The organism is Fodinicurvata sp. EGI_FJ10296, assembly GCF_040712075.1.
Lineage (GTDB): Bacteria > Pseudomonadota > Alphaproteobacteria > DSM-16000 > Inquilinaceae > JBFCVL01.
The window spans coordinates 83,788-108,125 of record NZ_JBFCVL010000005.1; the positions used below are offsets into that span (position 1 = coordinate 83,788).

Sequence of the window (24,338 nt, forward strand, 5' to 3'; positions counted from 1 at the left end):
CGCATCATGACGCCCTCCGATAGCCATCCTTCCAACGATGGGCCGCACCCCGATGCGGCCCATGATGACGATGAACGACTGCCTGCCATCCCCGGCACGGCTTTCGTTCTCCACCCGGAGGTTCGGGGAGAGGCAAAGGGCAGCGCTCGGGGGCTTCGCACCCCCGAAGCTCACCTTGAGGAAGCTGTCGGGCTTGCCGCGGCGATCGATCTGACTGTCGTGGTTGCACGAAGTGTGCGCGTCAACAAGGCTGTCCCGGGCACCTTGCTTGGTGGCGGTGCTGTGGCGGAACTCACCGGGGAAATCCACGAAAAGCGGCCCGAAATCGTTGTGATCGATCACGATCTTTCACCGATCCAGCAACGCAACCTGGAACGGGCCTGGGACGTAAAGGTCATCGATCGAACTGGTCTGATACTCGAAATCTTCGGCGAACGCGCCCGGACGAAGGAGGGTATGCTTCAGGTCGATCTGGCGCACTTGTCGTATCAGCGTTCCCGCCTCGTCCGATCCTGGACCCACCTTGAACGGCAGCGCGGCGGTGCCGGATTCATGGGCGGACCCGGAGAACGGCAGATAGAACTCGATCGTCGGCAGATTGATGACCGGATCGTCCGACTGAAACGGGATCTTGAGGACGTACGACGCACGCGTGGCCTCCATCGGAAATCGCGAGAGCGCGTTCCCTATCCGGTCGTTGCCTTTGTCGGTTACACGAATGCCGGAAAATCCACGCTCTTCAACAGGCTGACTCAATCGGATGTGTTCGCCAAGGACCTGCTGTTTGCGACCCTGGATCCGACCATGCGGCAGATTGAACTCGGCGGCGGTCACAAGGCCATCGTATCGGATACGGTCGGCTTCGTTTCGGACCTGCCAACGCAACTGATCGCCGCGTTCCGGGCCACACTCGAAGAAGTGGACGCCGCAGATATCATCGTACATGTACGCGACGCCGCACATCCTGACGCCGAAGCCCAGCGTCAGGATGTGAATGCCGTCCTGGGATCGATGGGCATCGATACTGAATCCGACCCACGGCTCATCGAAGTGCTGAACAAAGCCGATCTTCTGGAACCCGAAGCCGACGGTTCGCCGAATGCGGTGCTTCGCGCAGGTTCGGGTGCCAATTCGCGCCGAACCCAGCCCCTGGCCATGTCCGCCCTGACCGGCGAGGGCGTCGACACATTGCTTGCCGCTATCAGGGAGCGGCTGGATCAGGCACGCACGTCGTTGACGCTCACCGTTGCCTCTAGCGAAGGGCAGGTTATCGCCTGGCTCTATCAGAACGGAGACGTCGTCGAGCGCCACGACGACGGGGAGCGGATATCGCTGACGGTTCGTCTGTCGCTGCAGGATCGGGCGCGCTTCGAAAAATCTTTTGGCGATCAGGTCGAAATTCCGGGTTGAACTGGTTCGACCGTTTGATTATGTCCGTGGCACTCACAGAGCGTGAGTGCTAACAGGCAACCGCAATGTGCCCACAATCCAACCAAAGGAGCGACACCGCATGGCTTTCAGGCCTCTCCACGATCGCGTAATGGTCAAGCCGACCGAACAGGACGAAGTTACCAAGGGCGGCATCATCATTCCCGATACCGCCAAGGAAAAGCCCATGCAGGGTGAAGTGGTCGCCGTCGGCCCCGGCGCTCGCGACGACAACGGCAAGGTCAATCCGCTCGACGTCAAAGCCGGCGACCGGGTCATGTACGGCAAATGGTCCGGCACCGAAGTCAAGATGGACGGCGCTGACTACCTGATTATGCGCGAATCCGATCTGATGGGCATTCTGGAATAAATTGTCGCCGACCCATCATTCTTCCAAGATTCTGCGGCACAAGACTGAGAAGAGAGAACGGCTATGAGCGCAAAAGACATTAAATTCGGCATCGATGCCCGCGACCGCATGCAGCGCGGTGTGGATATTCTGGCGAACTCCGTCAAGGTTACCCTCGGCCCCAAGGGCCGCAATGTCGTGATCGACAAGAGCTTCGGCGCGCCGAGGACGACCAAGGACGGTGTTACCGTCGCCAAGGAAATCGAACTGACCGACAAATTCGAGAACATGGGCGCGCAGATGCTGCGCGAAGTGGCCTCGAAGACCAACGATCTCGCCGGTGACGGCACGAGTACGGCGACCGTTCTGGCGCAGGCCATCGTGCGCGAAGGCGTGCGGGCCGTTGCTGCCGGCATGAACCCGATGGATCTCAAGCGCGGCATCGATGCGGCCGTCGAATCCGTCGTCGCCGACATCAAGTCGCGCTCGCGGAAGGTCGAGACGAACAGCGAGATCTCCCAGGTCGGTACCATCTCTGCCAATGGCGAGAAGGAAGTCGGCGAGATGATCGCCCAGGCCATGGAACGCGTCGGAAACGAAGGCGTGATCACGGTCGAGGAAGCCAAGGGTCTCCACACGGAGCTCGAAGTCGTCGAAGGCATGCAGTTCGACCGCGGCTATCTCAGCCCGTACTTCGTCACGAACTCCGAGAAGATGCAGGCGGAGCTGGACAACCCGTACATTCTTTTCCACGAAAAGAAGCTGTCCAACCTTCAGGCCCTTCTGCCGGTTCTTGAATCGGTCGTTCAGTCGAGCCGTCCGCTGCTGATCATCGCTGAAGACGTCGAAGGCGAAGCCCTGGCGACGCTGGTCGTCAACAAGCTGCGCGGCGGTCTCAAGATCGCAGCCGTCAAGGCCCCGGGCTTCGGTGATCGTCGCAAGGCGATGATGGAAGACATGGCGATCCTGACCGGTGGCCAGGTCGTGTCGGAAGACGTCGGCATCAAGCTGGAAAACGTCAATCTCGACATGCTCGGCTCCGCCAAGAAGGTGACGATCACCAAGGACGACACCACGATCGTCGACGGTGCCGGCAACAAGGCGGACATCGAAGCCCGCTGCGGTCAGATCCGGGCCCAGTCCGAAGAGACCACGTCCGATTACGACCGTGAAAAGTTGCAGGAGCGTCTGGCCAAGCTGGCTGGCGGTGTTGCCGTTATCCGTGTCGGCGGCGCATCTGAAGTCGAGGTCAAGGAAAAGAAGGACCGCGTCGACGACGCCATGCACGCGACCCGCGCGGCCGTGGAAGAGGGCATCGTCCCGGGTGGCGGCGTTGCGCTGCTTTACGCTTCCCGTGTCCTGGCTGGTCTGAAGCCTGAGAACGACGATCAGCGCGTCGGGATGGACATCATCCGCCGCGCGCTCGAAGCGCCGATCCGCCAGATCGCGACCAATGCGGGCGTCGACGGTTCGATCGTCGTGGGTAAGCTGATGGAGCAGAAGGAAGCGAACTTCGGCTACAACGCAGCGACCGAGACCTACGAAGATCTGATCAAGGCCGGTGTGATCGACCCGACCAAGGTCGTTCGTGCGGCCCTTCAGAACGCTGCATCCGTTGCAGGTCTGCTCGTCACCACCGAAGCGATGGTCGCCGACCATCCGCAGAAGGAAGACGACAGCGGCGCCGGCGCCGGCGGTGGCGGCATGGCCGGAATGGGCGGCATGGGCGGTATGGGTGGCATGGGCTTCTAATCGCCCGTCACTCGACGCCTGGCCGTACCGCAAGGTACGCCATACTCCAGAAGAAGCGGGGGCACCAAATGGTGCCCCTGTTTTTTTGTCTCGTCTTTGCCTGGGCTAGCTTGCCTCGCCAGCCTTGTCGATGCTGCGTGCCTGATTCCAATAGCCGTCCAGCGTCTCAAGATCGACCTCGGCCGGTGTCAGTCCGATCTGGTCGAGACAATCTTCGATATGGGCAAACCGCCGCTCGAATTTCGCATTGGATCCCCGTAGCGCCGCCTCGGGATCAATTCCCAGGTGCCGCCCGAGATTGGCCACGGTAAACAACAGATCGCCGATTTCCTCGGCCGTCGCAGCAGATGAACCCGATTCCAGAGCAGCGCACAATTCTTCCAACTCTTCGCGAAGTTTCGCCAGGATCGGCGGTGCCGTATCCCAGTCGAAGCCGACGCGGGCCGCGCGTCGTTGCAGTTTGACGGCGCGCGTCAGGGCCGGAAGACCCTTGGTTACGCCGTCCAGAGTGCGGGCAGGGCCGTTGCCAGCCTTTGCGCGTCGCTCGTCCTCTTTGATTTTCTCCCACAGCCCGGTCATGGCCTCGGCCGACGCGATGGTTTGGTTGCCGAATATGTGCGGATGCCGGGCAATCATCTTGTCGCCGATCGTGCGGGCCACGTCGGCAAAACCGAACGCGCCGGCCTCGCGCGCCATTCGGCTGTGAAAGACGACCTGAAACAGCAGATCACCCAATTCATCGCGCAGATCATCCATGGAACCGCGCTCGATCGCGTCGGCGACTTCATATGCCTCTTCGATCGTATGCGGGGCGATGGACGCGAAGGTCTGTTCCAGATCCCAGGGACATCCCGTCGCGGAATCGCGCAACCGGTCCATGATCGCCAGCAACCGGCCAAGCGGGTCGCCGATCCGGTTCGGGTCGGCGGGAGATTGGTCTTCTTCGGACATGGAGATAGATCCCGATCGTTTACCGGAGACATTCGGCGAATGGCAGAGGCTCTTTTATCATGGTAGAGCCTGATTTGGCAGACGCCACCGATACAGGCATATAACGCGGAGAAAACCATGGCGACGGCGGATTTTATCGTGATCGGTGCCGGCATCGCGGGGGCATCCATCGCCGCCGCGCTGGCTGGCGAGGCCCGTGTGGCGCTGATCGAGCAGGAGGCCCATCCTGGCTATCACAGCACTGGCCGTTCGGCGGCGATGTACATCACCAACTATGGCCCGTCGGATGTTCGGTGCCTGACCCATGCCAGCGGCGCGTTTTTTCGTGAACCTCCGGATGACTTTGCGGGGACCGCGCTGGTCCGAAAGCGCGGCGTCCTTGTGATTGCGGGCCCCGGTGACGAGAGCATACTGGACAGAATGTCCAGAGAAGCATCGGTTCCTGTCGAGCGGCTGACCGCGCAGCAAGCAAGGGACCTTGTACCGATCATCAAGCCCGAACGCGTAGCCGCGGCGAACTATGAACCGGACGCACAGGACATCGATGTCGCGGCCCTGCATCAGGGTTTTCTGCGCCGGGCGCGCCGGGCAGGGGCTTTGGTCCATCTGAATGCCCGGGTCCAGGCCACGATCCGCCGCCGGGACGGACTCTGGACAGTGCCAACGGCCGATGGCCAGGAGGTGTCGGCCCCTGTCATCGTCAACGCCGCTGGTGCCTGGGCGGACGAAGTCGCCGGCGCCTTTGGCGCTGCACCAATCGGGCTCGTGCCCAAGCGGCGGACCGCAGTAATCATTGATGGCCCTACCGGCTATCAGATCGCCGACTGGCCAATGATGAACGATGCCCGGGACACTTGGTATGCCAGGCCGGAAGCCGGGACAAAGCTGATGGTTTCACCGATCGACGCAACACCGACCCCACCCTGTGATGCCGCGCCCGAAGAATGGGACATAGCTGTCGCCATCGATCGGATCCAGACGGACCTCGACCTGACCGTCCGCCGGGTCGAGCATAGCTGGGCTGGACTCCGGACCTTCTCGCCTGACGGAAGTCTGGTCATTGGACCCGATCCGGAGGTGGACGGGTTTTTCTGGCTGGCCGGGCAGGGCGGCTACGGCATCCAGACGTCACCCGCCGCCGCGGATCTGGCGCGGGCGCTTTTATACGGCCGTGATATTCCCGAGCCGTTGCGCCGCGCCGGCGTCGACCCCGACGCTGTCGCCCCGGCCCGTTTTCGGTAGGACGACCTGAGCTTCAGTCCGCTGCCAGCTTGTCGAGATCCGCATCCTGTATCCGGAGTATCTCTTCGGCCGTCGCATGGAACCCAAGTCGCGTATATGTGGTCCGGGCCGATCCGTTGTCGGCCCGAACCGTAAGTTCCATGCGCCGGATTCCGAGGCCGAGCGCGGTCCGTGCCGCGGCCTTCATCAGAAGGCGGCCGAAGCCGCGGCCGCGGTGGCTTTCCGGGACGAACAGGTTCTCGACCATCAGTGTCGCACCGCCCTTGAACGGGGAAAAACCCCGGAACCAGGCCAGATATCCGACGGGCGTGCCGTTCTCCCGGGCGACGAGAACCGCAAGTGTCGCCTTCGTTCCGAAAAGCCATTCGCGGACCGTTTCGGGCGAAGGCGCCTGATCAAGCGCCTTTCCCTCGAATTCCGCGAGATCGGCGATCATGGCGGCAATTGCCCGGGATTCGTCCGGCCGGGCCGGACCGGCGTCGATCGCGGGAACGTCACCTGCGAGGTCCGGGATCTCGTTGCCGGTTCCGGCGCTGTCCTTTGGCGCATGACCAAGCATCTCAAGGAAGCGCTCGTCCCGCTCCGCTTGCAGCTCGGCCACAGAGCGTCCGCGCACCGCCCGATTCATGCCGGCGACGAGTTTGGCGCGGGTATCTGAATCCAGGGTCGGCGTCCCGAGAGTCTGCCAACGGGCCTCCTGGCTGTCACCGAGGTGATCGAGATAGGCCTGCAGCCCCCCATCACCGCCACCCAGATGGTACGTCAGGAATGGCCCCATCACGCGCCAGCGAAAGCCGGGCCCGTGGCGCAGCAGATTGTCGACATCCTCGACATCGGCGACGCCCTCGGCCACCAGATGGACAGCCTCCCGCCACAGCGCCGTCGCCAGTCGGTTGGCGCCATGCGCCGGCAGCGACCGCTTCAGGCGTACCGGCTCTCGGCCGAGTGAGCGGTAGAAGTGGTCAAGAAAGGACGCGACACCGTCCGAGGGCGAGTAGATTTCGACCAGAGGGACGAGATGCGGCGGATTGAACGGATGGCCGATTGCAATGCGCTTGGCATCGGCAACTGTCATCGACGCGGTCAGGGCCGCATGGGGCAGTGCGGAGGTGGACGACACCACCGGACAGCCACCGAAGTCCGGTTCGGCGTGTGGCGCGAAATCTGGCCCTGAATTCGGCGACGTCCGGGTCGCCGACAATATCTCCGCCAGAAGCGCGCATTTGCGATCAACGGCTTCTGGTCCGCATTCCTGGACGAGATCAGCCCCGGCGACGGCCTCTGCCAAAGAGGCGGTAAAGGTGACCGAACCATCGCCGATCGGGCCGAGACGGGCCAGGTCGCCCCGCGCCTGAGCCAGTCGTTCGAAGAACCGGTCGCGAACGTCATCTGCCGGGTCATAGACGTTAACTGTGTGCCCGTGGGATGAGAAGAGCGCCGCCCAGCTGGCGCCGATGAGACCGGCGCCAGCGATGCCGATGACCATCGGTTCGTCGTGCCGAACCGTCATTCGGTCATTCATTTTCCCTACCTTCCTTTGTTGCCAACATTCTACCCGCAGAGTGCTCAGCAGCAGCCGCCGGAAGAGGGAACAGCAGGGGGAGGGTCATTGGCAACCCGTCTATTGACGAGACTCCGTCATCCGTCGTCTGACCCTATTCTTCAGCGCGCGTTGCCTCGAACTCAATGCGGATAAGGACATCCGCTCCGATCGCCGGTGCGCCGAAATCCATCCCGTAATCCGTTCGATCAATTGTTCCTGTGGCGGAAAAGCCGGCACTATCGGGACCGCCGAACGGGTTCGCGCCCAGCTTGTTAAGGGTGACGTCGAGCGTGACATCGTTCGTCTGTCCCAGCATCGTCAACGTACCGTGCATCAGGGCAGTATCATCGCCTGTGACTTCCACCGATTCGGATTCGAACGTCATGGTCGGATATGCTTCCACATTGAAGAAGTCGCTCCGCCGCAGGTGTTCGTCTCGTGGCTCGTGGCCCGACGACACGCTGGCCGTACCGATTACGGCTGTGACAGAGGTCCCCTCGGGCGCTGATTCATCAAAGTCGAACGTGACGTCAACGTCGGAAAACGTGCCGATGGTCGTGGAGAAGCCGAGGTGGTCGACTTCGAACATTACGGTCGTATGCGCCAGATCGGTGTCCCAATTGGCAAAGGCGGAACCGGCGAGCAAGACAGTCGTCGCTGTCGCGAGGGACGCAAGGCGGATCATGGCAATATCTCCTGATATCGTGGATCGGTCGTGGACGGCTGGAATTCGGGCAGAAACAGCCCGACCTGAGTCAGGTTACCGAGGATGAGGCATTTCTGCCGGGCGACAAAGACGTCTCGGGGAAATGCAGTGTTGCCTGTCACGAGACAGGATGCCCCTGTGCCTGAATCGGCAGGGCGATCGAGGCTACGGTTCCAAGGCCCTTTTTACTCTCGATCGAGAGCCGACCGCCCAGCATTTCCGCCATCGACGCTGCCAGCGGCAGACCGAGACCGGTTCCGGAATACTCTCTGGCGAGCGTACAGTCCAATTGGCCGAAATGGGCCATGGCTTTCGGAATTTCGATGTCCTCCATTCCAATGCCGCTGTCACGTACGGCAATCCGGATCGTGTCCGGCGCGTCGAACAGGGAATTCGGACCGGACAGGATCGTAACGGATAACTCGACCATCCCGCCGCTATCGGTAAATTTGACGGCATTGGACAGCAGATTGAGAATGATCTGCTTGAGAACGCGCGGATCGGAGTAGAGGGTAGGGCAGTTATCGGCAATCGATGTCCGGAGCGACAGCCCCGCCGCTTCGGCCCGCGGCGCCACCAGCCGCGCGCATGCACTGGTAATCTCCGGGATGCTGATCGGGGCCAGGGCGAGGTCATAGCGACCGGCCTCGATCTTTGCCAGATCGAGAATGTCGTTGATCAGTTCGAGCAAGTGACGGCCCGAGGCCTCGATATCGCCGATATACTCCCGATACCGTTCATTGCCGAGTGGTCCGTAGACTTCCGCTGACAGCAACTCGGAAAACCCGATGATCGCATTGAGCGGGGTTCTCAGCTCATGGCTCATATTGGCGAGAAACTCCGACTTGGCGCGGTTGGCCGCCTCGGCTTCTTCCTTCGCTGCCAGAACCGCACGTTCGGCACGCACCAGGTCGGTGACATCCTCCACGAGACCTTCATAGCCGAGAATCCGGCCTTTTTCGTCCCGAACGGGCCACGAAGTCTCGGACATCAGCAGCAGGCTGCCGTCCTTGCGGACGGCCGTAACGCGATAATCGCGGACTTCGCCGTCGCGTTGAATCATGGCGACGAGACGCTCGCGATCATCACGGTCGGCATAGATCCTCGTCGAGTACGGGAACGCTGCGAGGAAATCATCCACAGAGTCGCACCCGTGGATACGGGCGAGGGCCGGATTGACCTCGACATATCGCCCGTCAAGTTCCGTCAGGAATATGCCTTCGACGGCATTTGCGAAGATGCTTTCATAGCGTTGATGCCGCGACCAGCGGCTGCGGCCGAGCTCTGAGGTACTGTCGTCTGTTTGTGGATCTGTCGTCATGGGCCAATCCGGCGTCAAAATAAGCTAATTATATTATAGCTCCTGGGCCGGATTAATGCAGCAAGGCCGTTGGATATATATCGAATGTTCGCCCGGCGTGGATATGTTTTAAGTCGGATAATGTATATTATGGAAAATAATGCCGCTTATTGGAAGAGGGTAGCTTGACCCGGCTCGATTGTGGGATACGGTTCTGTGCGACCGCAAGCCTGATCAGGAGATATTCCGCTTATGCGCATCGAAACCTTCATGGCCGTTCAAGGCGATCCACTGGCCAATCCGCATAAACAGCGTCTGGGCTGGCGCAGCGCCGGTCTGGTTCTCGTGTTGTTGGCATCTACAGGAATGACGGCCGGCTGTGCCGGTCTGCTTGGCGACGCCGGCGAAGAATCCCGACAGACTGCCTCACTCGATGCCGATCGCCAAGCTGCCGACGGCGCGCTGCTGGACCAATCCAGGCAGCTGGAATCCGGTGACATTCTGGCCATCGTCGCGAATAACACATTGAATCACGGACCGTTTCAGGAGTTCTACGCGGCAGACGGAACCGTTACCGGCCGAATATCCGGCGGCGACATCTATACCGGCCGATGGGCGCTCGACAGCGACAGCCGGGTGTGTACCGAACTTCCGGACTTCGGTGCCGAAGGCTGCGCCGAAGTCTATGCGACACCGGACAACGATCTGCTGTTCGTCACAGCTGACGATCGGATCACGCGTCTGAGCGTCGAAAGCGGCGATCGTGTTACAGACCCCCGGCCCGCCTCGTCCTAAGAACGCCTGGGACTCAGATATCCAGTACAAGCCCGTCATAGGCCGGCTCGACGCCCGTCGGCAATCGGGCCATCAGCCTGTCGTAGTCCATGGTATGATTCATGTGGGTCAGATAGGCGCGCCGCGGCTCCACACGCTCGATCCATTCCAGCGTCCGCTCCAGGTGAGCGTGGCTGGGATGCGGCTTTTCCCGGCACGCGTCGACGATCCAGGTATCAACACCATGAAGAACGTCGAACGCGGCTTCGGGCAGAATTGCGGCGTCCGTGCAATAGGCAAAGTTGCCGCATCGAAATCCGATCGTTTCGACCGGACCGTGGTTCTGATGGAACGCGTCGAACATCATGTCGCCAATGATAAATGACCGGCCGATATCGTTGAGAGACAGGATCGGCCGATAAAGCCCCCGGTCCATCGTCACCGTGTCGACGGCGTAAGCGAACCGCTCTTCGAGCTGGCGACGCGTGTCGTCGTCGGCAAATGCCGGAATCGGCCCCTGATGCGCGAAATAGAATGGGCGAAGGTCGTCGATACCATGAATGTGATCGGCATGGGCATGCGTGAAAAGAACCGCATCGATCCGCCGGATCCCGGCGGCTACGGCTTGTTCCCGCAAATCCGGTCCGGCATCGACCAGGAGCCGGGTTTGCTCGGACTCCAGATAGATCGATGGCCGGGAACGACGATTGCGTGGGTTTGCCGGGTCGCAGGTTCCCCAGTCACCGTTGCTCAGGGGTACGCCCAGCGAGCCGCCGCAGCCCAGTACAGTGACCCGCATTAACTTGGCTCCCCGGTTAGATCTTCGCCAACAATCGAAAGAAGTTAGCCGTCGTTGCGGCGGCCAGGTCATCGAAGTCCACGGCCTTTACCTCGGCAAGAATTCGCGCTGTGTGGACGACATAGGACGGTTCATTGCGTTTTCCACGTTTCGGCATCGGGGCGAGATACGGTGCGTCGGTTTCGACCAACAGGTTTTCCATCGGAACGGATTGCGCAATTGCCCGGATTTCTTCGCTGCGCCTGAAAGTCAGGATGCCTGAGAACGAGATCATGAATCCCAGATCAACGGCCGCCTCGGCCAGACCCGGACCACCGCTGAAGCAGTGGATAACGCCGGTCAGCGGGGGCAGGTCCGCTCCGCCCTCCTCTGTTCGGGCCTCGTCCGTCAGGATACGGATCGTATCGTCGTCGGCATCGCGGGTATGAACAATGATCGGAAGACCAAGCCGGCGTGCCACACGGCAGTGCCGGCGGAATCCCTCTTCCTGTACAGCCTTAGGCGCATGGTCATAATAGAAGTCGAGCCCCGTTTCGCCGATCCCGACAATTTTGGGATGCGCCGCCAGGGCGGCAATGTCGTCATCGGTCATGGCCATGGCCGAGGGTGTGGCGGCTTCATGCGGATGGACGCCGGCCGCCCCATAGACGGACGCAAACCGCTCGATGATTGCGTGGGTCGCCGCTATCCGTTCCGGGTGGGTGCAGATGGTCAGCATGTGACCGACGCCAGCCTCGTGCGCACGGTTGACGAAGACGTCCAGAGTTTCCGCGTCTTTGGTCCCGCCTTGCTCCCCCTTTTCGGCCCTGGCCTGGGGGTTGAAATCAGGGAAATCCAGGTGGCAGTGACTATCGACAAGTAGCGTCATACGCCGTTCCTCGCATTCTTTGCCTCCACCTTATCCGCCATACCGAAGCATGAGAGTCCAGGTCATGCATCCGTGCCGGGGTCGACATAGCGAGGAAAGACACCCGTGGGTTTGGGGAGCGCTGATCCCGTGGCGAGCATCGACGCCTCATCATCGATATCGGCGAAAGTCCGTCGGTCGTCCGGAACGGCGAGCTGATCGAGCATGGTCTTCATGGCGTCGGGCATGATCGGCTGAATAAGGATCGCAAGCCGCCGCACCACTTCCGCCAAGGTAAAAAGGACCGTCGCCATTCGTGCCGGGTCTTCCTTGCGCAGCTTCCAGGGCGCCTGATCGTCTACGTACCGGTTAGCCTCGCCGACAACCGCCCAGATGGACTCAAGGGCGCGATGAAAGGCCATGGCGTCAATCTCGCCACGAACCTTTTCCAGCAACCCTGCGCCCGCGGCATCCAGCATCGCCGTGTCAGCCACCTCGAAACGGCCAACAGCCGGCACCGTGCCATCGCAATTCTTGGCGATCATCGACAGTACGCGCTGAGCCAGGTTGCCGATGTCATTCGCAAGATCGCCATTGATCCGGTTGACGATCGTTTCGTGGCTGAACGCGCCGTCGCTGCCGAAGGGCACCTCTCGCAGGAAAAAATATCGTATGGCGTCAAGACCGTATTTCCCGGCGATATCCGCCGGCGCAATGACATTGCCGAGGGACTTGGACATCTTCTCGCCCTGATTCAGCAAATGCCCATGAGCAAATATCCTTTTCGGAACCGGCAGCCCGGCAGCCATGAGGAACGCCGGCCAGTAGACAGCATGGAAGCGCAGGATGTCCTTTCCGACGACATGAACGTCGGCCGGCCAGAATTGACGGTAGAGATCGCCATCCGTGTCCGGGTATCCGAGTGCGGTGATATAGTTCGCCAGCGCATCCAGCCACACATAGATTATGTGCGATTCGTCGCCAGGCACGGGGATACCCCAATCAAAGGTGGTCCGGCTGATCGAGAGGTCGCGCAGCCCCCCTTCAACGAAACGCACGACTTCGTTCCTGCGGCCGGGGGGCTGAATGAACTCCGGATTCTTGGCATAGAAATCCAGAAGCGGCTGGGTCCATTGCGAAAGCCTGAAAAAGTAGCTCGGCTCTTCGACCCATTCGACTTCGGATCCGCTCGGCGCGAGCCGGCGACCCTGTTCGTCGGTTCTCAGTTCATCTTCGGCAAAGAACGCCTCATCGCGCACCGAATACCAGCCGGCATATTTGTCCAGATAGATATTGTCGCCATTCGATGCGATGGCCTGCCAAAGCGCCTGCGCGCCCTTGACGTGTCGGTCTTCAGTCGTCCGGATGAAATCGTCCGGTGTGGCGTTCATATCGGCAATCATGGTCCGGAACGTCTGCGAAACCCGATCGCAGAAGACCTGCGGATCGACACCGGCGACAGCCGCCGATTTCTGGACTTTCTGGCCATGCTCGTCGGTTCCGGTCAAAAGCCGCACATCGAAGCCGTCGAGCCTTTTGAATCGCGCCATCACATCGCAGGCGAGCGTTGTATAGGCATGCCCGATATGGGGTTGGGCATTGACGTAGTAGATCGGTGTTGTGACGTAGAAAGCCTTGCGGTCGCGCGCGGAACGATCCGCCATGATAGGAAACCTCCAGAGAGGGGAAATGGTGACCCCGTGTCGATGCTGCTTGCTGTGACCGCCATCGAGGAGCGCTACCGGAGGCAAGAGCCATCGGGATCGCACCCTCAATTATCGGCGAAGCGCCTCATCCAGCATCATCATGACGTTCAGGGCGATTTGCCGACGGTCGAGATGGACGCGGTCCGCCGACGCAAACAAGCGGCCCATCTTTTCCCACACCTGTAGCCAGGGATCAAGGCCGCCACGGGCGCCGGCGGCAACGATATCCTCCTCGCTCTCCAGCATGCCGGCCCCACCTAGTCCCGTCGCCGCGGATCGCAAAATTCTCGAAACAAGGTGGGCCGTTACAGTCTCGAAAGCGCGGTAGTCCGCTTCGGCAGCCGGCCTTGATACGCGATCCGCGATACGGCTTGCCGCCTGAATGTCCAGCCGCGCGCCCTGCCCCAGTGTCTCGGTCAAAGACCGAAACAGACCGACAGAATCGCCTTCGTGAAGTTCAATGGCCTTTCCGGGGCTGCCGTCCGCCAACTGGCCCAGGACCATCGCCTGTTGGCGGTCCCGAACCGTATCTGACCCGGTGAGCAGGTCGGCAACATCTGCGGTGCCGGGCGCCGAAAGCAACAAGCGGCGGCACCGAGAGCGGATCGTCGGCAGCATGGCGCCGGGGCGGTTGCATACCAGGAAAATCAAAGCCTGCCGAGGCGGTTCTTCGATGACCTTGAGAATCGCATTGGCAGCGTTGCGATTGAGGCTATCCGCTTCGTCGACTATGACGATCCGCCACCCGCCCTCTGCCGGAGTTCGATGAAGGAACGGTGGAATTCGCCGGGCAATGTCTACAGGGATTTCCGGCGCCTTCCGCCGCTCTTCATCGACGGATTTGCCCTCGTCCGCCTTTACCGGAGGGCGCTCGATCGTTAGCAGATCCGGATGGGCATGGGCGCCGATCTTTCGTGCTGCCGGTGCCTCAGGCGCGACATCAAAACGCCCGGGATCCGCCCGGTGACCGGACGACCCACCATGCGCAAGAATGTATCTTGCAACCCGGAATGCGAGGGTCGCTTTGCCGATGCCGGTCGGGCCGCAGATCATCCATGCATGAGGCATACGTCCCGACATGAACGCCCGGCCGAGCAACGCCAACGCCGCGTCATGACCGACAAGGTGATGCGACCGGTGCGGGGGCTGCAGCCCCATTGTGTCAGTGGAGTCCGACGCCATCATGGCTGATAACGAAACCGGATGATGCTGCGGATGGATTCTTCGGCCTCATCTACGCAGCGGCCGGCATCGATTCGCTGGACGCGATTCGGCTCCGCCTCTGCGATTGCATTGAAGCCGACGCCAATTCGCTGATGAAATTCAAGTTCTTCCGCTTCGTACCGATCGATCGCCGGGCCGCTTGTTGACGTGCGGTGCCGCGCCCTGGCCAGACCGTCCTCAGGCGATAGTTCCAGAAGGAATGTCGTCGACGGGCGGATGCACCGCGGCACGGCGAGATCGTGCAACCGCGTTAGGGTTTCGAGCGGCACACCAAGACCGAAGCCCTGATAGGCGATGGTGCTGTCGCTGAAGCGGTCGGAGATAACGAATGCGCCGCGATCGAGCGCCGGCATAACCACCTTCAGGCAATGGTCGCGCCGGGCCGCGGCGTGCAGCAGGGCTTCTGTCAGGCCATCAAACCGTTGTTCCGGCTGGGGATCCGCTGTCAGGATAAGCGTGCGAATACGCTCGGCCCCCGGGGATCCGCCCGGCTCGCGCGTAAGCACAACCTCGTGCCCTGCGCCGCGCAGCCAGTCCGCAAGAAGGCGTGCCTGGGTGCTTTTCCCGGCCCCTTCTCCGCCCTCGAAGGTGATGAACTTCAGCAGGTCGGTCATGATATCCGGAACCGTTTCCATAAGGTACGGTATTTCAGAGACGGTATGCGCGCGATTTCGCCGGCCTATGACGCCAGCAGCAGTGCCCAGTGCCCGAAGCTTATCGAACCGCTACTGAACGAGGCTCATGACGAAATAGCTGGTCGAACTCGCGATCCGGCCGAAAAACCCTCGTTGCCCAACCTCGGCTCCGGTGACCAAAGGGACGATCCGATCGGGAACGCCTGACATCGAAATGACGAGATCGGCGACATGCGCCCCGGCCGTCAACGGCGCCGGCACAGGTTCTTCAATGCGGACCGACATTGCCATCTCGCTTTCGGCACCTCTCCGCCGCGTCAGGTAGAGATCCTCGCCGACAACCAGCGGAACGCTCGCCGGGTCGCCCTGCCAGACCCACGCCTCATCAACGGGTTCATTGGCGTCGAACAACAACTCGGTCTCGAATTCCCGGAATCCCCATTCGATCAGGCGCTCCCCCTCTTCCGCCCGAGCGGATGCCGATTCGAGACCGTTAATGACCAGGATCAGGCGACGGCCATTTCTTTCAGCAGATGCCATAAGACCATATCCGGCATCGGAGGTGTGTCCGGTCTTCAGGCCATCCGCCCCCAGATTTCGGTAGAGCAACGGATTCCGATTAGACTGACGAATATCTGCGTATGTAAATTCGGTTTCTGCGTAGTAATCATAGAACTCTGGGTAATCGTCGATCAATGCTTCAGCCAACCGCGCCAGATCCCGCGCGGTCGAATAGTGATCGGGGTCAGGCCAGCCGGTCGCATTCACCAGATTTGTGCTCTCCAGTCCAAGCTCGCGTGCCCGTTCGGTCATGCGCCGGCCGAATTCTTCTTCCGATCCAGCCAACGCTTCCGCAACCACGATTGAGGCATCATTGCCGGACTGAACAATGATGCCGCGGATCAGGTCTTCGACGCGAACCTGCTCGCCCACTTCGACGAACATCTTCGACCCGCCTTTGCGCCATGCCCTCTCGCTGACCGTTAACCGATCTTCCAGCGCCAGACGTCCGTCACCCAGGGCCTCGAAGAGCATATACATCGTCATGACCTTGCTCATCGACGATGTCGGCATGCGTTCGTCAGCATTCTTTTCAAACAGGACTGTGCCGGTTGTCTTGTCGATCAGAATTGCCTGGCGGGCCTGAGTCTCGATTACCTGAGCCGACGCCGGTCCGGCAACTGCCAGAACGACAATCAAGATCCCGAAAACGCTGCTTAAGGCGCGCATCATCATTCCGCCACCATCATTGTCGCCGTGGTCCGTCCTCTGAGTTAGCCGTACACCGATCAATTCCGGACAATAACGGCGTCAGTGTGGCCTTCTTCGCGAAGCTGGCTTACCGACGCGTCCGCTTCATTGACCGTTGAGTGGGGTCCAAGCTGAATCCTGTAGAGCCATGTGCCTTCGACGAGCCGTGACGTGATCCGGGGCGACGCCGCGGTCGGGATCTCCAGCAACGCGCGTTCCGCGTTCTCGCGGATGAGCCAGGTTCCGGCTTCGACGTAGAAGGATGTTGGTACATAAGCAGGTTGGCGCATTCCTGATCGAACGGCGTCCATGGCCTCGACATCGTCTGCCAGTGCCGCTGCCTGCAAAAGGCCGTCACTTTCATCGCGGACGAGCGCATCCGTTGCACGCCCGCTGTTTCCGCGGCGCATGGCCGAGGCGACACCCGCAAGCAAGGTCTCTCCACCCTCGTCATCGATGCGGGCGGCGAGATTGGTTTCTTCGGGCAGCACTTCGACCCGCACTTCGGCAACGCCGTCGGCGACGAACCCAAGCCGCCGCGCAGCTTGCTCCGAAACGTCGATGATTCGGTCACCGGCATAGGGTCCGCGATCATTGATCCGCACGATGACAGATCGATCATTATTCAGGTTGGTGACGCGCGCGATACTCGGAAGGTCAAGCGATGGGTGAGCTGCCGTTAGTGCAAACCGATCGTAAATCTCACCGTTCGCTGTGCGATTGCCATGGAAATCGGCTCCATACCATGACGCCTCGCCGACCTCTGTGTGGCTGTACTCGCCGTCCCCGTAATAGCGGACGCCGTCCAATGAGTAGTATTCGCCGACACTCATGCCCATGCCGATTTCCGGGGCGGCGGCCGTGATCGACGGTGTGTTGGAAAGTGTGCAGCCTGTCAGGGCGAGGAGTACAGCACAGGAGGAGAGTGAAAGGGCGCTCACGCCCCCCTTTTGACTGACCGGCATTGATTTTCAACCATCCGCTGTTTCAAATCGGGTTTAAAGAACGCAGCGAAGACCGACATCGTGGTCCTCGCATTGGCCGATGCGGTCGGAGAGCAGACCGACCGACGTGGCAAAATAGGTCGAACGGTTCCATCGAAGGATAACGCGAAAGTTTTCATACACCAGAAAGGCCGGCCCTGATACCCCTTCTGGCAGCAACAGGGAGGCTTCGACCGACGCATCCGGCAGCGGCGTGCCGTCAGCGCGTCTGACCCCCACAGAGTTCCAGTGGTTCAGAGGGTGCTTTACGTCGAGATCCGCCTGGCTTTGATCGATCGTCGCAGGCACGCTGACGCGGCGGCCCCAGGTTATGCTGTCATCCCACCCCGACTGGGCGAGATAATTTGCGGCGGACGCAAAGACATCGGCTTCGGTCGTCCAGATGTCCCGACGGCCGTCGCCGTCGAAGTCCACGGCGAACCGGTGGAAGCTGGACGGCATGAACTGGCTCTGCCCCATCGCACCTGCCCAGGACCCTTGCATATTTCCAGTGTCTACATGGCCCTCGTCGAGAATCCTGAGCGCGGCGAGGAGTTCACTTCGGAAAAATTCGCCTCGCCGGCCTTCCCAGGCCAGGGTCGCCAGAGCGGAAATCACCGAGAACCCGCCGGTGTTGCCGCCGTAGCTGCTCTCTATGCCCCAAAGTGCCAGAATGAATCGCGGCTGAACTCCGTATTGGGCTGACACGTCCTCGATCAGCGAACGGTATCGTTCGCCTAGTCGCCGGCCCTCGGCTACTCTTGCGTCCGAGATCGTTCGAGCCAGATAATCCGAAAAAGTAATCCGCGATTCCGGTTGTCTGCGATCCAGATCGATCACCCGCTGCACCGGACTCAGGCCATCCAGCGCCCGGTCAAGCGTCGAGCTGCTGATCCCGGACGCAGCCGCCTCGCGGCGAAACGCAGCCAACCACGTGTCGAACGAGGCATCGGCGCGCGCCTCACGACTGCCAGCCAAACCGGCCGTACCGGCGATGGCGATCAGCGCAGCGGCCGATGCTGACGCCCGTACCAGATCCCGTCTCTTCATTGACCCCTCGCGCAACCGAACAACGAAAATATTCCCGTCTGTTGCCACAGGTGGCGGCCGATCACAAATGCTAGTTGGAGGACTGGACGCCGGGGGCACGACTGGGCTAGAAACTGGGCGCGCGTTCGCTGCGGCAGTACGTCCGGGATTAGCGATACGCAGTGGATGGGTGGCCGAGCGGTTTATGGCACCGGTCTTGAAAACCGGCGTGGGTTCATAGCCCACCGTGGGTTCGAATCCCACCCCATCCGCCACTTTCCGTTTTTGCGTCAAATCGCGGGGTGACAATGTCCTGCCAATCGGGTTGTCGATTGCCTGAAGGCATTTTTGTCCGCGCCACGGGGGCGGGGCTGCCCGAGGGTCACTCCCCGGTCCATAGTGAAGGTCGGCTGAGACGCCCGCGACCACCTGAACCGGGCTCGTCATTTGGCCCGTACCTGTCGCAGCCCTCGCAGCATTATCTGCTGAATAGCAGGAAGATCGGCGGCAATAGCTTCGTCTTCAACCATTTCGACCATTCCGGAGCGTTTGATCTTGAAGGAACTGCGAAAGAAAGCGTTGGAGTAAAGCACCGGCACCTCAGTCAGCCAGGCGGTTTCGTCGGACTCGTCCTCGACTCGGGTCAGTCCCTCAAACTGGAACGCGTCGGGCGAGATATCGTATCTGGAGCCCTCCTGCATGTGAGCGTTGAATGTAGTGATGTCTTCGACAATGCGAAATGGACCCTCATCGCCGTGGACGGAGCTGCAGAAAAAGCGGAGATACTCCATCGCACGTCGCTCGTCGGAAATATCGAGGTGTGGCCGCCCATCCTCGGCCTGCATTGCATTGAGCTGGTGAAGACCATTGGAGACTCCGGTGACCCAGAAAGCGACTTGAGGACCAAGGAGTGCGACTTGCGAAATCGGTGCACGATCACCAAAACGGAATAGCACTTCGACAGCGTCGAAGCCCCGATAACAGGACATCACCATACGCCGAACGGCGCGGACACCCTCAATGACACCTTCGCCCCAGGGGCGTGGGAAAGCCGCACGTACGCGATTAACTGCGGCGCTTGCTGCGGTAGCGTCAAGGTCAGCCCAGTCGCCGGCAAAGGGAGGCGGAAGATGCCAATCCGGTTTGGGGTCGAGCGCCAGTTCAACCTCAATTGACGGAACTTCGGTGTAGGCTTGGGGCGGGACCATGAACTGTCGCGCGGCAGCGTCGGAAGACTGCTGTGAGGTTAGGGCGCGAGCCTGTTCAAGTGCCAGCGTTCCCTCCTCGACCAGGCCAACCCGTTTCGGATCGTCATCGTCCAGGAGTCGGACGAGACGGGCAATCGCGAGAGGCAGGGCCTCGGACGGCGTGCGTGCATGGATGGCGCGGAGCGTCGCGAGATCGGCTCGGGCGTCGTCGAACGATGTGGACTCGACGATCCGCTCGGAGAGCGCCTTGGCAACGGCGCGCTCGACCCTCATTGCAGACGATGCTTTCATGACAGATCTCCCTGCATCCAGTTGGCAGGATCGCCGCCATTGAGCACGTGGAGGCGCGCCGCCGCCATGCAGGCGTCGATGAGTGCCTCATTATGTTCGTGACTGGAATGTTCGTGAATGGACCGTTCCGTCTCGCCTTCATCCAGGCCACCATCGGCACTCAAACCGACATCAGCGGAGCGGGAGAGGTCCGGTTCCCCGGAAACGAGTTCGATCTCGCGAAGCCGCCCCGACCAGCTATCCGTGAAGGCATCGGGCGTCCGCGTCGCGTCGATCATCAGCGCTGCACCCCAGACCGCGAGGGTACGGCCGCGTGCGGCACCGGGCTCCCCCGTGGCGCGCCAAAGTGCGTCGATCTCGGATTTCGCACGCTCGCAATCACCTCTGAGAAGGTCGTGAGCCCAGACCGCCATGGTGGCGGCGGAAACGTGATCGCGCCCGTCAAAGCCATGGATCACCTTGACGTGGGCGAGGTACCGGCGGGCGAGGTCGATGGGGACGCGGGCGCGAGCCTCGCCGTCGGCCTCAACCGTACTGGCGATTGCCTTCAGTGCCGCGCGAGTTGCCTTGGCGCCCACCTCCCGATCGAGTGCGACAAGAAGGTCGAAAGCAAGGTTCTCCGGAAGGCGCAGACGCTCCAGGGGAACACCGAATGCGAGTTGGCAAAGCTGATCGACCGGTTCGCTCGAATTCGGGGAGCGAAAGTTGTGGCCGTCGATGGCTCCGTTGACCAGACGCGTTCGTATTGCGTCGTGAAGCTCTGCAAGGATTTCGGCATCGGTGTCTTCAGGCAGGTTCGTCAGCACGGAAAGAAAATGCAAAGGCAGCGGTGTGTCTTCCGGCGTGTTGCAAAGCAGCCGAGCAAACCGCTCGGCTACTTCGGGCGCGCGCGGATCAGAAGTTTTTTGGGCCTGAATGAGAAACTTGAAAGTCGTTGTTGTAAAAGAACTGATCATTCGGCGCATTTGCTGGGCTGCCACCGTTTCGCTGAAATCCACCAGCACAATCAGTTTCATGAAAAGATCAAGCCCATCTGAAATGTGCGCCCGCTCTTCATCAGTAAGCTGTTCTGCATCCGGCGAATGGACAACAGAATTACCAAGCATAGCGGCCATCCGAGCCGCGAAAATCGGGTGCACGGACTTTGTTTCATCGAGTGCCCGACGGGTGGCCGCATAGATGCGCCGATAATCCCTGGCAGTGCTCTCAAACTCAGCATAGGAAATGCTGCTCATAAGTCCGGCCATGACGGCTACGTCATCGACACTGCCGTCGGCAAGCGTTTCGGCATGCTCGCGCCATTTGGAAACAACATCTTCGGAATCCTTGTCACGAGGAGACGGCCAACGGCCGCCAAAACGACGGTTGTCGCGGTGACGGAAATGGACGGATCCAAGGATTTCAGCCACCACGGCCTCGAAAGGCCGACGTTCGAGATAAGGGCCGGGACTCAGGACAAAATGACGCGCACGGTCGAGGAGCGGTGGCAGGCGTTCGCGGATAATTTCGGCAAGATCCTCCGGCAAGGGCGGCGGGCCGTCGTCAGCGTCGAGCCGCGCCGAGGCGTCAGTGATGCTGCCGCTGTGGGAAAACGTCGCGGCGAGGCCCGGCCGCGCCACAGACGTGCCCTCTTCATCTTCGACATCAGGGGCCAGCCCGCTGTGAGAGAAGGTTTCGGTAAGGCCCCGGGCCGCCGGAGCCGCGCCCGCTTCATCTTCGACAACGGTGATGGGATCTTCGACAGCGGCGATCGGATCGATGTAAGGGATCGCTGCGTTCCCGAGACGTGCTGCGATGTTCGTGACCTGGCGCAAAATTTGACCGTAATCCTCGCGCATTTCGTGGTCAGACTTGGCGAGTTCGACCAATGCGGCGCCAAACTCGTCCACGATATCGAAGAGGCGCCCGAGATCCCTGGCCGTCGGCATCGCTGGGCCATAGCGGGTGGCGATGTCGGCGCAGAGGTTGCGAAGCATGCGGGCTCGCGCTTTGAGAACGTGCTCGTCTGTTTCAGACGAAGCCGGTGGTAGCCAACGCATTTCGTGCATCCTTAGCGGATAGTCCTGGGCCGCCATCCTCAGGAATGCCGCGGTCGCGTCAGGCGCACACCTCCAGGCCAAATGTGAGAGCCGTTTTGGGGTTTGCCAGGCGTTCGGCGCATTCCGGAGTTCGTCCGACATCATAAGGAAGAACCGCTCTCCGAGAAGGTCCGGTTCCAGCGTCGGCACGACAGATGAGGCTTCGAACCAGTCGTCTTCGGTGTCGTCGGCGTCCACGCGCACGCGTTCGCCTGTCATCGTCCAGATGAGCTGATTGCGGATCGCGCCAGACTGCTCGGCGACGGAAAGCTGCGGGAAGTGAAAGGATTCGACAGGAGCCGCTGCGGGAACACGGCAGCTGATATCGTTGACCGGGAGTCCCCCGCAGCACGTCGCAAGCCTTACAAGGTTCGCATGGCGCACCACCACGCCGCTTGGCGTCGTCTCGGAAAGCGCCGTTGCCCGTGGAAGCCAAAACTTGTCATATTGCCGTTGGAGATAATGGCCAAAGAGCAACAGGCGGTTCACTTCTTCGCTGCTCTCTGCCTCAGGCAGCGCGCCGCGCTGAAGTTCCGCGGCGACCATGGCTGCGAAGAGCGGGCGGCGGCGGGGATCAAAACTTCCGAGCTTGCTCAATAGCTGCTCGTCCGAAAGATCGACCGGCTCGATCCGCATCTCGTTCGCCGTAATCCTGATGCGGGCGCGCATCAAACGAAGCGTTGCGTCGTCCGTGAGCGGCCCAAGCACCATCGGAGACGCCGGGATCTCGGCGGCAGACACGAGCGACATGTCGGCAAGAGGATTGATCCCTATGCCGCGGATCTCGTTAAGGATTATGTCGTTCGATTTGCGAGTGATAACAATGATGCACACCGGATGCGCCCGCTCAGTGTCTGCATAGTCTGCCCAGGCCCTCATGTACCCCGGCAAGTCGGCGTCAGCCCTCGCATTGACCGTGTAGTCCACTACGATCAATGTTGGACCCTCCAGGACTTGCCCGACCTCGAAAACCTTCTCCGGATTCTGGATTACATCGATCCCGGCGAAACCCGCATGTTTCCAGGCGTCGGAGTTCCGACCGAGAACCGCCATGGCGAGGCGGCTCTTCCCGCTGCCGCCTTCGCCGCACAGTGCCATCCACCGAAACCGGGGCAGTCTATCGCAAACAAGCGTTGCATCCAGAAGATCCGCTTCAATCTCGCGTACTTTGTCGATGCGCCCAACGAATGGATCCACAGCCTGGGCGTAGTGAAATGCGGACATGGCTTCGCTGTCTCCAGCACTGCCGCTGGACGGACTCCGGAACAATTTTTTCTTTCTGATATGCAGGCGGGTATTCTCCTGCTTTTCGAGCAGTTCGACGCTGCGCTCTATCCCGTCCTGCAAACCAAGAATTTCTGCCGCCACCCGGTCGGCGAGATCAGTCATGAAAATGGCAGTGGATTCCAGGCTCGCGAGAGTATCGCCAACCATTCCCATGAGCGACTGTTGATCCTGCGCCACCCGGCGCAGACTCTCGGCGATCTCCGCTTGGCCGTCAGCCAGGTCGACGTTCCCACGACGAAGACCCTCCAGCATCGTGGCGTTAAGGATGCTTGCGAATCGTGGATTCGACTTGACCTGCTCACACAGGAAGGCACGATAGTTAACGATCCAGGGCAAACAGTCCCCCTCACCCTGGTAGAGCAGATTGCCAAAGCGTGGAGGGAGAACTTCGCGCCCGCCAGCGCGGCAAAACTCGGCCACGACAAAGTCGAGCGTCACAGCATCGGATTTCGTGTCTCCGCGTTCGCCGCGGGCACCAAGATCCAGGTCGAGGGAAATCGACTCGCGTACATGGGCGCAGAACGCCGGGGCGAGTTGAACGGTCGCTCGTTTGCGGAAGACACGGTTGATATGTCGGTTGGTTTCTTTGATAAAACCTTTTGGGTTGTGCTCGGGGTCCACCGGCGTATCGATCTTCTCGAGTGCACTGACCAAATTCTCGTAAGCATTGAGACTAACGATCATGGCTTGAAGCTGGGCGACGCGGACCGCCCGCTCAATGTCGTGATTCCCCGGCACACCAGTAAATCCGGCCAGTCGAGAGATCGCTTCCTGTTTTACACCAACGAATGCTTTGCCGCCCGGCTCGCCAATAAATCCCGCAATTGTCGGATCGATGAGGACTTCGAATACACTTCCAAAAAAAGACACGCTCAAATCCCTCCTACAGTCCTCGCTGCTGAAAGAACATAATGCCGCCTGGTCTTATTGGAGAAGCGTCGTTAAAAAAAGCCTG

The 24,338-nt window shown here is 60.7% G+C and carries 19 protein-coding genes and 1 tRNA gene; 6 read left to right on the forward strand and 14 right to left on the reverse strand.

The annotated features are described in order from the left end of the window. Window positions 1-6 precede the first annotated feature (6 nt). The 3 genes from hflX to groL all read left to right on the forward strand — a co-directional run bounded on the left by hflX (window position 7) and on the right by groL (window position 3,529). Window positions 7-1,410, forward strand: a complete 1,404-nt coding sequence (hflX, locus tag ABZ728_RS11745) for a GTPase HflX (RefSeq protein ID WP_366656319.1) — start codon at window positions 7-9, stop codon at window positions 1,408-1,410. A gap of 100 nt (window positions 1,411-1,510) precedes the next feature. Further along, on the forward strand, window positions 1,511-1,798 hold the full coding sequence (gene groES / locus ABZ728_RS11750; RefSeq protein WP_366656320.1) for a co-chaperone GroES: 288 nt from the start codon (window positions 1,511-1,513) through the stop codon (window positions 1,796-1,798). Window positions 1,799-1,861: 63 nt separating this feature from the next. Further along, window positions 1,862-3,529 carry a chaperonin GroEL gene (gene groL, locus ABZ728_RS11755; protein ID WP_366656321.1) on the forward strand — a complete coding sequence of 556 codons (1,668 nt, stop codon included), beginning with the start codon at window positions 1,862-1,864 and terminating at the stop codon, window positions 3,527-3,529. A 105-nt stretch (window positions 3,530-3,634) separates the two neighbouring features. Here groL and mazG read toward each other — a convergent pair whose 3' ends face one another. Continuing rightward, window positions 3,635-4,480: a nucleoside triphosphate pyrophosphohydrolase gene (mazG, locus tag ABZ728_RS11760; RefSeq protein ID WP_366656322.1), complete on the reverse strand. Its 846-nt coding sequence runs from the start codon at window positions 4,478-4,480 to the stop codon at window positions 3,635-3,637. A gap of 117 nt (window positions 4,481-4,597) precedes the next feature. On the opposite strand from mazG, the gene ABZ728_RS11765 reads away from it, so the two are divergent. Beyond that, a complete protein-coding gene (locus ABZ728_RS11765; protein WP_366656324.1) occupies window positions 4,598-5,722 on the forward strand; it encodes an FAD-dependent oxidoreductase in 1,125 nt (374 codons plus the stop codon). Between the two features lie 13 nt (window positions 5,723-5,735). On the opposite strand, the gene ABZ728_RS11770 is transcribed toward ABZ728_RS11765, so the two are convergent. From ABZ728_RS11770 to ABZ728_RS11780, 3 genes are all read right to left on the reverse strand, one after another. Next, window positions 5,736-7,244 (reverse strand): GNAT family N-acetyltransferase, encoded by a 1,509-nt coding sequence (locus tag ABZ728_RS11770; protein ID WP_366656325.1) that lies wholly within the window; start codon window positions 7,242-7,244, stop codon window positions 5,736-5,738. A 133-nt stretch (window positions 7,245-7,377) separates the two neighbouring features. Then, window positions 7,378-7,950, reverse strand: a complete 573-nt coding sequence (locus tag ABZ728_RS11775; RefSeq protein ID WP_366656326.1) for a YceI family protein — start codon at window positions 7,948-7,950, stop codon at window positions 7,378-7,380. Between the two features lie 139 nt (window positions 7,951-8,089). Further along, a complete protein-coding gene (locus ABZ728_RS11780; RefSeq protein WP_366656327.1) occupies window positions 8,090-9,292 on the reverse strand; it encodes a PAS domain-containing sensor histidine kinase in 1,203 nt (400 codons plus the stop codon). A gap of 231 nt (window positions 9,293-9,523) precedes the next feature. On the opposite strand from ABZ728_RS11780, the gene ABZ728_RS11785 reads away from it, so the two are divergent. Next, window positions 9,524-10,066: a hypothetical protein gene (locus ABZ728_RS11785; protein ID WP_366656328.1), complete on the forward strand. Its 543-nt coding sequence runs from the start codon at window positions 9,524-9,526 to the stop codon at window positions 10,064-10,066. 13 nt (window positions 10,067-10,079) lie between these two features. On the opposite strand, the gene ABZ728_RS11790 is transcribed toward ABZ728_RS11785, so the two are convergent. The 8 genes from ABZ728_RS11790 to ABZ728_RS11825 all read right to left on the reverse strand — a co-directional run bounded on the left by ABZ728_RS11790 (window position 10,080) and on the right by ABZ728_RS11825 (window position 18,540). Continuing rightward, window positions 10,080-10,844, reverse strand: a complete 765-nt coding sequence (locus ABZ728_RS11790; protein ID WP_366656329.1) for an MBL fold metallo-hydrolase — start codon at window positions 10,842-10,844, stop codon at window positions 10,080-10,082. A 16-nt stretch (window positions 10,845-10,860) separates the two neighbouring features. Next, the gene (locus tag ABZ728_RS11795; protein WP_366656330.1) at window positions 10,861-11,712 is read right to left on the reverse strand and encodes a TatD family hydrolase; all 852 of its coding nucleotides are present in this window, start codon (window positions 11,710-11,712) and stop codon (window positions 10,861-10,863) included. A 62-nt stretch (window positions 11,713-11,774) separates the two neighbouring features. Further along, on the reverse strand, window positions 11,775-13,355 hold the full coding sequence (gene metG, locus ABZ728_RS11800) for a methionine--tRNA ligase (protein WP_366656331.1): 1,581 nt from the start codon (window positions 13,353-13,355) through the stop codon (window positions 11,775-11,777). Window positions 13,356-13,466: 111 nt separating this feature from the next. Next, window positions 13,467-14,582: a DNA polymerase III subunit delta' gene (locus ABZ728_RS11805; RefSeq protein ID WP_366656332.1), complete on the reverse strand. Its 1,116-nt coding sequence runs from the start codon at window positions 14,580-14,582 to the stop codon at window positions 13,467-13,469. Continuing rightward, a complete protein-coding gene (gene tmk / locus ABZ728_RS11810) occupies window positions 14,579-15,235 on the reverse strand; it encodes a dTMP kinase (RefSeq protein ID WP_366656333.1) in 657 nt (218 codons plus the stop codon). The genes ABZ728_RS11805 and tmk overlap by 4 nt, the downstream gene beginning before the upstream one ends. Before the next feature lie 111 nt (window positions 15,236-15,346). Further along, the gene (locus ABZ728_RS11815; RefSeq protein ID WP_366656334.1) at window positions 15,347-16,492 is read right to left on the reverse strand and encodes a D-alanyl-D-alanine carboxypeptidase family protein; all 1,146 of its coding nucleotides are present in this window, start codon (window positions 16,490-16,492) and stop codon (window positions 15,347-15,349) included. 53 nt (window positions 16,493-16,545) lie between these two features. Then, on the reverse strand, window positions 16,546-17,472 hold the full coding sequence (locus ABZ728_RS11820) for a septal ring lytic transglycosylase RlpA family protein (protein ID WP_366656335.1): 927 nt from the start codon (window positions 17,470-17,472) through the stop codon (window positions 16,546-16,548). A 33-nt stretch (window positions 17,473-17,505) separates the two neighbouring features. Further along, window positions 17,506-18,540 (reverse strand): lytic murein transglycosylase, encoded by a 1,035-nt coding sequence (locus ABZ728_RS11825; protein WP_366656336.1) that lies wholly within the window; start codon window positions 18,538-18,540, stop codon window positions 17,506-17,508. 163 nt (window positions 18,541-18,703) lie between these two features. Here ABZ728_RS11825 and ABZ728_RS11830 point away from each other — a divergent pair. Beyond that, a tRNA-Ser gene (locus ABZ728_RS11830) sits at window positions 18,704-18,794 on the forward strand. A gap of 168 nt (window positions 18,795-18,962) precedes the next feature. Here the strand turns inward: ABZ728_RS11830 and ABZ728_RS11835 are convergent. Further along, window positions 18,963-20,018: a hypothetical protein gene (locus ABZ728_RS11835; RefSeq protein WP_366656337.1), complete on the reverse strand. Its 1,056-nt coding sequence runs from the start codon at window positions 20,016-20,018 to the stop codon at window positions 18,963-18,965. Further along, window positions 20,015-24,259, reverse strand: coding sequence for a hypothetical protein (locus ABZ728_RS11840; protein WP_366656338.1), 4,245 nt, complete (start codon window positions 24,257-24,259; stop codon window positions 20,015-20,017). The genes ABZ728_RS11835 and ABZ728_RS11840 overlap by 4 nt, the downstream gene beginning before the upstream one ends. Window positions 24,260-24,338: the final 79 nt, after the last annotated feature.

Coding starts and splice junctions, on each gene's coding strand:
- hflX (WP_366656319.1), top strand. CDS start 7: ATGACGCCCTCCGATAGCCATCCTTCCAACGATGGGCCGCACCCCGAT.
- groES (WP_366656320.1), top strand. CDS start 1,511: ATGGCTTTCAGGCCTCTCCACGATCGCGTAATGGTCAAGCCGACCGAA.
- groL (WP_366656321.1), top strand. CDS start 1,862: ATGAGCGCAAAAGACATTAAATTCGGCATCGATGCCCGCGACCGCATG.
- mazG (WP_366656322.1), bottom strand. CDS start 4,480: ATGTCCGAAGAAGACCAATCTCCCGCCGACCCGAACCGGATCGGCGAC.
- ABZ728_RS11765 (WP_366656324.1), top strand. CDS start 4,598: ATGGCGACGGCGGATTTTATCGTGATCGGTGCCGGCATCGCGGGGGCA.
- ABZ728_RS11770 (WP_366656325.1), bottom strand. CDS start 7,244: ATGAATGACCGAATGACGGTTCGGCACGACGAACCGATGGTCATCGGC.
- ABZ728_RS11775 (WP_366656326.1), bottom strand. CDS start 7,950: ATGATCCGCCTTGCGTCCCTCGCGACAGCGACGACTGTCTTGCTCGCC.
- ABZ728_RS11780 (WP_366656327.1), bottom strand. CDS start 9,292: ATGACGACAGATCCACAAACAGACGACAGTACCTCAGAGCTCGGCCGC.
- ABZ728_RS11785 (WP_366656328.1), top strand. CDS start 9,524: ATGCGCATCGAAACCTTCATGGCCGTTCAAGGCGATCCACTGGCCAAT.
- ABZ728_RS11790 (WP_366656329.1), bottom strand. CDS start 10,844: ATGCGGGTCACTGTACTGGGCTGCGGCGGCTCGCTGGGCGTACCCCTG.
- ABZ728_RS11795 (WP_366656330.1), bottom strand. CDS start 11,712: ATGACGCTACTTGTCGATAGTCACTGCCACCTGGATTTCCCTGATTTC.
- metG (WP_366656331.1), bottom strand. CDS start 13,355: ATGGCGGATCGTTCCGCGCGCGACCGCAAGGCTTTCTACGTCACAACA.
- ABZ728_RS11805 (WP_366656332.1), bottom strand. CDS start 14,582: ATGATGGCGTCGGACTCCACTGACACAATGGGGCTGCAGCCCCCGCAC.
- tmk (WP_366656333.1), bottom strand. CDS start 15,235: ATGACCGACCTGCTGAAGTTCATCACCTTCGAGGGCGGAGAAGGGGCC.
- ABZ728_RS11815 (WP_366656334.1), bottom strand. CDS start 16,492: ATGATGATGCGCGCCTTAAGCAGCGTTTTCGGGATCTTGATTGTCGTT.
- ABZ728_RS11820 (WP_366656335.1), bottom strand. CDS start 17,472: ATGCCGGTCAGTCAAAAGGGGGGCGTGAGCGCCCTTTCACTCTCCTCC.
- ABZ728_RS11825 (WP_366656336.1), bottom strand. CDS start 18,540: ATGAAGAGACGGGATCTGGTACGGGCGTCAGCATCGGCCGCTGCGCTG.
- ABZ728_RS11835 (WP_366656337.1), bottom strand. CDS start 20,018: ATGAAAGCATCGTCTGCAATGAGGGTCGAGCGCGCCGTTGCCAAGGCG.